9 protein-coding genes are annotated in these 7,745 nt (G+C 68.7%); all 9 read right to left on the bottom strand.

Going from position 1 to position 7,745, the window contains the following annotated elements:
- A partial coding sequence (locus JHD77_RS32505) for a hypothetical protein (protein WP_237614100.1) occupies positions 1-124 on the bottom strand: 124 nt, incomplete at its 3' end.
- A 341-nt stretch (positions 125-465) separates the two neighbouring features.
- Entirely contained in the window at positions 466-747 is a 282-nt protein-coding gene (locus tag JHD77_RS27495; RefSeq protein ID WP_003113105.1) for a DUF971 domain-containing protein, read from the bottom strand.
- Positions 744-1,709, bottom strand: coding sequence for a HEAT repeat domain-containing protein (locus tag JHD77_RS27490; RefSeq protein WP_016852895.1), 966 nt, complete (start codon positions 1,707-1,709; stop codon positions 744-746). The genes JHD77_RS27495 and JHD77_RS27490 overlap by 4 nt, the downstream gene beginning before the upstream one ends.
- Positions 1,706-2,560, bottom strand: coding sequence for an ABC transporter ATP-binding protein (locus JHD77_RS27485; protein ID WP_003122732.1), 855 nt, complete (start codon positions 2,558-2,560; stop codon positions 1,706-1,708). The genes JHD77_RS27490 and JHD77_RS27485 overlap by 4 nt, the downstream gene beginning before the upstream one ends.
- The gene (locus tag JHD77_RS27480; protein ID WP_003113102.1) at positions 2,557-3,354 is read right to left on the bottom strand and encodes an ABC transporter permease; all 798 of its coding nucleotides are present in this window, start codon (positions 3,352-3,354) and stop codon (positions 2,557-2,559) included. Before JHD77_RS27480 ends, JHD77_RS27485 begins: the two co-directional genes overlap by 4 nt.
- A gap of 24 nt (positions 3,355-3,378) precedes the next feature.
- Positions 3,379-4,785, bottom strand: coding sequence for an ABC transporter substrate-binding protein (locus JHD77_RS27475; RefSeq protein ID WP_003113101.1), 1,407 nt, complete (start codon positions 4,783-4,785; stop codon positions 3,379-3,381).
- Positions 4,786-4,919: 134 nt separating this feature from the next.
- Positions 4,920-5,165, bottom strand: coding sequence for a 4Fe-4S dicluster domain-containing protein (locus JHD77_RS27470; protein WP_003089354.1), 246 nt, complete (start codon positions 5,163-5,165; stop codon positions 4,920-4,922).
- Between the two features lie 85 nt (positions 5,166-5,250).
- Positions 5,251-6,975: a fumarate reductase/succinate dehydrogenase flavoprotein subunit gene (locus tag JHD77_RS27465; RefSeq protein WP_003113100.1), complete on the bottom strand. Its 1,725-nt coding sequence runs from the start codon at positions 6,973-6,975 to the stop codon at positions 5,251-5,253.
- Positions 6,972-7,721 carry a GntR family transcriptional regulator gene (locus JHD77_RS27460; RefSeq protein WP_003089358.1) on the bottom strand — a complete coding sequence of 250 codons (750 nt, stop codon included), beginning with the start codon at positions 7,719-7,721 and terminating at the stop codon, positions 6,972-6,974. The genes JHD77_RS27465 and JHD77_RS27460 overlap by 4 nt, the downstream gene beginning before the upstream one ends.
- Between the last annotated feature and the right edge of the window lie 24 nt (positions 7,722-7,745).

Below are 7,745 nucleotides of genomic sequence, written 5' to 3'. Positions count from 1 at the left end.
CGAGCATCCATTTCGAGTTCGGCGAGAACGCCTCGGCGGCGTGCGCCGCGTTGCACAGCAGGGAGGCGGACAATAGGCCGCCGGCCACGGGGCGCAGGGCCGGGCGGAGAAGATGGGATTTCACGCGAACGCTTCCTCGTTGCGAATGATCGACTGGCCGCACGCAGCGACCGCTCTACTTCCTCGATAACCTTGCAAGGAGCAAGGGTTTATGAAGAGGACTCATGATCTGAGCCAAGCAGAACAATGGTTAATTTGCGAATGATAAGGTCTTTGCAAGTAAAGCTGAAACGTTTCAGGCTGGAAAACAGTGTTACGGAAACGACAACGAAGCCAGGCGGCGGGCCTTCGAGCGGGTCACCCGGGTGGTGGCCGTGGCGGGACGGGGACAACGCAGGGATTGGCAACAATCTGAAACCCATGAACACGCTTCACGTTGTTGCCGGGAGCGGAACAATACCCGCCTCAGAGTTCGTCGCGCAGATAGGACCAGGGGTAGATACCGCGCTCGTGACCATCGTCGAACAGCAACTGCACGCCGTAGCCCTGCAGGCGGATATCGCGCAGGCGCACGCCCTGCTCCGCCGCGACGATCCGTCCGCGCAGGCGCTGCGCCCGGCATTGCGCACAGGGACAGGCGGCGCGCAGGCGCGCATGGTCGATCCGGCTGACCGCGCCGTCCGCCCATTCGAGCATCAGCCAGCCGTCCCTGGCGGAATTGCGCAGGCGCAGCGGCGGCTGGGTCATGCCGGCATCCGCAGTTGCGCCAGAGCGATGCGCACCGCCTTGCGCACCTCGGGATCGCCGTCGCCTTCGGCGACCCGCAAGGCCTGGGCCGAGGCCGGGTCCGCCAGTTCGCCGAGGGCCAGGGCGGCCTCCTTGCGCAGGTTGCCGATGGGATGGCCGAGCAATGCTTCCAGCGCCTCCCGCGCCGGGCGGTGGCGCAAGCGCCCGAGCGCCCGCGCGGCGCGCAGGCGGACCTGCCAGTAGTCGTCCGCCAGGGCCTTCAGCAGCGGCTCGCCGGCCTCCTCCCGGCCCAGCTTGCCAAGGGTCGTCGCCGCCTCTTCGCGAACCTGCCATTGAGCGTCCGCCAGCGCCGCGCAGAGCGCCGGCAGCACCGTCGCCTCGCGGCTCAGGCCGAGGGCGCCGGTGGCCGCCCGGCGTACCTCCGGGTCGACATCGGCGCTGGCCAGCCTGGCCAGTTCGGCCAGGGCCGGCTGGTGGCGGAGCCAGCCGAGTACCGCCACCGCCTCGCGGCGCACCGCCGCCTGCGGATCGCCGAGGGCGGCCAGGGCCGGCACGGCGCTCTCCTCCAGGCGCAGTTCGCGCAACGCACGCAATACGCTGGCGCGGACGAAGGCATCGGCATGCCCGAGCCACGGCAGCAGGCGCCGCCCGGCGGCCGGTTCCTTGAGTTCGCCAAGGCTCTGCGCGGCGGCCTCGGCCACCGCCGGCAGCGGATCGGCCAGGGCCGCACAGAGCGCATCGACCACCGCGTCTTCCTCCCAGGCCTCCAGCAGGCGCGCGGCCTCGCCGCGCACGCCGGGGTCGGGATCGCCGCGCAGGGCCGCAACCAGCAACGGCAGCGCCTCCGGCAGCTCCAGGTCGGCCAGTTCGATCAGCGCCAGGCGGCGTACGCCGGGGTCGGCGTCCTCCAGGCGCGGCGACAGTTCGAGGATTTCGGGCAGGGTGGCGTTTTTACAGGTCATATGGCGATCCGCAGTCGGTCCGGGGTGATGCCCGGCGGCAAGCCGAGCGGGGTCAGGCGCGGCAACTGGCGGCCGTCGTCGTGGTCGAGCAGTTCCAGGCAGTGGCGTTTCAGGCGCACGAAGTCGGCGCTGGTCACCAGCCGGGTGTCGCGAGGGCGCGGGAAGTCCAGCGCCAGGTCGGCTATGATCCGTCCCGGACGGGGGCTCATCACCAGCACCCTGTCCGCCAGGTACAGGGCCTCGTCGATGTCGTGGGTGACGAACAGCACCGTGGTGCGGACCCGCGCCCATACGTCCAGCAGCAAGGTCTGCATCTTCAGCCGGGTCTGCGCGTCGAGGGCGCCGAAGGGCTCGTCCATCAGCAGCAGGCGCGGCCGGTTGACCAGCACCCGGGCGATCTCCACGCGCTGCTGCATACCCCCGGACAGTTGGCCGGGCCAGCGCCCGGCGAAGTCCGCCAACCCCACCAGTCCGAGCATCTCCATGGCGCGCCGGTTGCGCTCGGCGCGGGCCAGGCCCTGCATCTTCAGGCCGAAGGCGACGTTGTCGCGGACCCGCCGCCAGGGGAACAGGGTGTGCTGCTGGAATACCATGCCACGCTGCGGCGAAGGTCCTTCCACGCTCCGGCCGTCGACCCTCACGCTGCCGGCGCTTGGCCGCAGGTGGCCGGCCAGGGCGCCGAGCAGGGTCGACTTGCCGCATCCCGAAGGCCCGAGCAGGCAGACGAACTCGCCCGGCCGCGCCTCCAGGCTCAGATCGCGGACCGCCTCGAAGGCTTCGCTCCCCTGCCCCAGGCGGATGCTCAGGTCGCGGATCTGGATGCGCCCCAGGCTGTTGCCGGCCGTCGTCATCGGACCTTGCCTCCCGCCGCGTACCAGGGCGTCAGCGACGCGCCGACGCGCTTCACCAACCCACTGCTGCCCATGCCGAAGAGGCCGATGAGCAGCATGCCGACCACCACCTCGTCGTAGTTCTGGATGTTGTAGGAAGCCCAGGTGTAGTAACCCAGTCCCCATTGCCCGGAGATCATCTCGGCGGTCACCAGGCAGAACCAGGAGGTGCCCATGCCGATCGCCAGGCCGGTGAAGATGCCCGGTCCGGCGCCGGGCAGCAGCACCTCGCGCAGCAGCGCCCGGCGCCCCGCCCCCAGGCTGCGCGCCGAAGCCAGCAGGCGCGGATCGAGCGCCTCCACGCCATGCACGGTATTGAGCAGGATCGGGAACAGCGCGCCGGTGAAGGTAATGAAGATCATCGAGGCCTCCGACGAAGGGAACATCAGGATCGCCAGGGGAATCCAGGCCACCGCCGGGATCGGCCGCAGCACTTCCAGCGGCGGCAGCAGCAAGGCCTCGGCCCAGGCCGAGCGGCCGATCGCCAGGCCGAGGGCGATGCCCAGCGCGGCGGCCAGCAGATAGCCGGCGAAGACCCGCGCCAGACTGGCGCCGAGGTGCGCCAGGAGCACGCTGGACTGGGCCAGGTTGCAGGCCGCCAGCAACACCGCGCCGGGCGTCGGCACGTTGGCGAAGGTCACCAGGCCCAGATTCAGTTGCAGACCGGCGGCGAGCTGCCAGAACGCCAGGCAGGCCGCCAGCGAGGCGGCGCGGGTGGCCCAGCGCCAGGGTCGGGAGATCGGAAGCGAACTCATGGGCGGACTCCGAAGACGCCCGCCTCAGCGGAGCGCCAGCGCCTGCTGGCTGGCGGCGGCAAAGTCGCGTACCTCGCCACCATGGCGGCGGGCATAGTCCTGGGCCTGCTCGCGGAGCAGGAAGGCGTTGAGGCGACCCTCGCCGTCGCGGACGAACCACGCCTGGTTGGCCAGCAGCTTGATCCCGCTGTCACGATCCTGGGCGTAGATCGCACGAATCGCCTTGCCCTGCGCCTTCAGCTCGGCAAGATCGGCCAGGGCCGACTCCGGCGAAGCGTAATGGCGCACCCTGGCCTCGCCCTTCACCCAGATCTGCGCTACCCGTTCGAACTCCTCGATCGGCCGGCCGCTGCGCGCGTCGCTGGCGCGCAGCGGCGACGGTGCGTAGTCTGCCAGCGCCGCCTGGTAGTCCAGCCCGGCCTGACGGTAGGCCTCGCGGATGTAGCGGTCGTCGACGAAACGCTCGACGTCCAGCCCACGGTCGGCCTTCTTCAGCAGCTTCAGGGTGTCGATGGAGGTCGCCAGCGCCTGGCGGTATTCGGGTTTCCAGGCCTGGTCGCGGGTCTGCAGGCCGAGCGGACCGTGGAACAGGTAATTGACCTCGGCCTCGATGCCGGTGACCTTCTCGATCAGCTCGCTGTATTTCTCCGGTTCGGCGGCCAGCAGTCGATTGGCTTCGATGCTCGCCCGCAGGTAGGCCACCACCACCTCCGGATAGCGCTCGGCGTAGGCGGCGTCCACCAGCGCGCCATGGAAGGTCGGCGCGTTGGCCTGGGAACCGTCGTAGATCTTGCGGGCGAAGCCGCGATTGGGGAACAGCTCGGCGAAGGGTACGAAGTCGGCATGGGCGGCAATCTTGTTCGCCTGCAAGGCCGAACCGGCGATTTCCGGCGGCTGGGCGATGATGGTCACGTCGCGCTGCGGGTCCCAGCCTTGCGCCGCCACCGCGCGCAGCAGCATGCCATGGGCGGTGGAGGCGAACGGTACGGAGATGGTCTGGCCTTTCAGTTCGGCCAGCGACTGCACCGGCGAGCCGCTCGGTACCACGATGCCGTTGCCGCTGCCACGGGTGCTGCCGGACAGCACGCTGATGAACAGGCTGCGCTTGCCGGCGGCGGCGAAGGCCACGCCGTTGAAGGTGCCGGGAAAGTCGGCCATGGCGCCGAAGTCGAGCTTGCCGGCGACCATCTCGTTGGTCAGCGGTGCGCCACTGGTGAAGTTCTTCCACTCCACCCGGTAGTCCGCATCCTTGTAGCGGCCGTCGCGCGGCAGGTATTTCTCCAGCAGGCCCAGCTCGCGGATCAGCAGCCCGCCGGCGGCGCAGTTGATGGTGGTGTCCTGAGTGCCGATGGCCACGCGGATGGTTTCCGCCTGGGCACCCAGGGAAGTCAGGGCCAGCGCCAGGCTGGCCAGGATTGCACGCAGTCGCATGGGGATTCCCCTCGAATCATGGTCATGGGAATCGTCTCCGCCACCCGGACGGTGGTGGGAAACGAGGGGTGTTTCAGAGTGGCGTCCGGGAGTGGCCGGATGGCGGGTTCTGCCTCGCTTGCCGGGAGCGGGCGTCAGCGCAGCAGGTAGGGAATCTCGACCTTCACCGCGCCGGTCGGGCAGTCCTTTTCGCAAGGCATGCAGTACCAGCACTCGTCGTAGGCCATGTAGGCCTTGCGGGTCGTCGGATCGATGGCCAGCAGGTCCATCGGGCAGACCTCGACGCAGACGGTGCAGCCCTTGTCGGCGATGCAGCGGTCTTCGTCGATGGTCACCGGGGCGCTGCTGCGGAAGAAGATGTCCTGGGGTCGGTAGGCCATGGCACGCGGTCCTCGTGGTTCGATCTGGCCCGCTTTCGTGGCGGCGGGCTCGGTGTCTAGCGGTACTACGCCGGGGCGTGGGGCCCTAGGCGGCGTCGTTCCTCAGCCGCAGGCGCTGGTAGGCCTGCTGTTCGCCCTCGTCGATGGCGAACAGGTAGGGTTCGACCGGTTTCCTGAAGCTGGCCATGCGTCCCTGCTCGTCCTTCTTCAGGTGCGCGTGGCAGAACCAGGCAGCGTCGTCGCGCCGCGGATAGTCCACCCGGTGGTGGTACAGGCCCCAGCGGCTCTCGGTGCGGAACAGCGAGGCGCGCGCGGCCATCTCCGCGCAATCGCGGATAACGCTGACTTCCAGGGCGCGCATCAGCTCGTGGGGGTTGTCCGCCTTGATCCGCTCCAGGTCCTCGGCGATGGCCTGGATGCGTTGCAGGCCCAATTCCATCTTGCGGGTCACCTTGGGCGGTTGCAGGTAGTCGTTGACCAGCCGGCGCAGCTTGTACTCCACCTGCGCCGCCGGCAGGCCATGCTCGCGCAGCAGCGGCGCCTCGATCCGCGCACGCTCGCGCTCGACCTGGGCGCGGTCGACCGCGCTGAAGGCGCGCCCGGCGACGTATTCGGCGGCGTTGCGCCCGGCGAACCAGCCATAGGTGAAGGCGCCGAGCATGTAGTTGTGCGGCACCGCGGCCATGTCGCCGGCGGCGTAGAGGCCCTTCACGCTGGTCTCGGCCTTCTCGTTGACCCACACGCCGGAGGCCGAGTGGCCGGAGCAGAAGCCGATCTCGGAAATGTGCATCTCGACCATCTGCTGGCGGTAGTCGGTGCCGCGCCCGGCGTGGAACTGCCCGCGACTGGGGCGTTCGTTGCCATGGAGGATGTCCTCGATGGTCTGGATGGTTTCCTCCGCCAGGTGGTCGAGCTTGAGGAACACCGGGCCATTGCCGCCTTCGAGTTCCTGGTGGAACTCCCACATCATCTGCCCGCTCCAGTAGTCGCATTCGATGAAGCGCTCACCCCTGGCGTTGGCGGTATAGCCACCCAGCGGGCCGGTGACGTAGGCACAGGCCGGGCCGTTGTAGTCCTTGATCAGCGGGTTGATCTGGAAGCATTCCAGGTTGGCCAGCTCGGCGCCGGCATGATAGGCCATGGCGTAGCCGTCGCCGGCGTTGGTCGGGTTCTCGTAGGTACCCATCAGGTAGCCCGAGGACGGCAGGCCCAGGCGGCCCGCCGCGCCGCAGCAGAGGATCACCGCCTTGGCGCGGATCACATGGAAGTCGCCGCTGCGGCAGTCGAAACCGAGTACGCCGTTCACCGCGCCCTCGGCATCGGTGAGCAGGCGGGTGCAGACCAGGCGGTTGGCGATGGGGATCCGCGCACGCTTGAGCTGGCGGTAGAGCACCTTCTTGATGTCGTGCCCTTCCGGCATCGGCAGCACGTAGGCGCCCATGTGGTGGACCTTCTTCACCGCATAGTCGCCGGTCTCGTCCTTTTCGAACCTGACGCCCCAGCGATCCAGTTGCCGCAGGGTCTCGAAGCTGTGGCTGGCATAGGCGTAGACCGCCGCCTGGTTGACGATGCCGTCGTTGGCCACGGTGATTTCCCGGGTGTACTGCTCGGCCGTGGCGTGGCCGGGGACGATGGCGTTGTTCAGCCCGTCCATGCCCATGCTGATGGCGCCGCTGCGCTTGACGTTGGCCTTGTCCACCAGCAGCACGCGCAGTTCGCGGTCGTGTTCCTTGGCCTTGATCGCCGCCATCGGCCCGGCGGTGCCGCCGCCGATCACCACGATGTCGTATTCCTGCTCCAGGGTGTTCATGCCCGCTCTCCCTTCTGCCGATCGATGCGCAGGCGATACTGGAAAGCGTCACCGCGGTAGTAGAGGTATTCGAAGTCCAGCGGCGCGCCGTCGGCGGCATGGGTCAGGCGCTCGATGCGCATGATCGGCGCGCCCTCCTCGACCGCCAGGGCGCGGGTCAGGTCGGCATCGGCGAGCACCGCGTCGATGGCCAGGTCGGCATGGCCGAGGGGAATGCCGCAATCGTTCTCGAGGATCAGGAAGATGTCGCGGGTCACCAGGTCGGCCTTCTCCAGGCGCTCGCCGAGCGCCTGCGGCAGGTAGGTGACTTCCAGCGAAACCGGCTCGCGGTTGACCAGCCGCACCCGCTTGATCTCGCACACAGGGCTGCCCTCTTCCACCCGCAGGCGCTCGGCCACCTGCGCGCCGGCCGGCACGTAGCGCAGGCCGTGCAGGCGGTTGATGACCTCGTAGCCCATCTGCGTCATGGACTCGCCCAGGCCTTGCAGGGTGCTGACGTTCTGGAACGCCTTCGGCCGAGCGACGAAGGTGCCCTTGCCGTGGATCTTGAAGATCAGCCCTTCCTTCTGCAGGTCGCCGAGCGCCTGGCGCACGGTGATGCGGCTGACGTCGAAGGCCTTGCCCAGCTCGTTCTCCGAAGGCATGCGGCTGAGCGGCGGGTAGACGCCGTCGAGGATGCGCCCGCGCAGCAGCTCCTTGAGCTGGCTGTACAGCGGCACGGGAGAAAGCGGGAGCAGTTTGCCCATGGTCGGATTCGCTCGTCGGAGTGG

Origin of the sequence: Pseudomonas sp. P20, from assembly GCF_016463925.1 — a bacterium.
GTDB classification, from domain to species: Bacteria; Pseudomonadota; Gammaproteobacteria; order Pseudomonadales; family Pseudomonadaceae; genus Pseudomonas; species Pseudomonas aeruginosa.
This window is presented reverse-complemented; position numbering and strand designations above follow the sequence as displayed.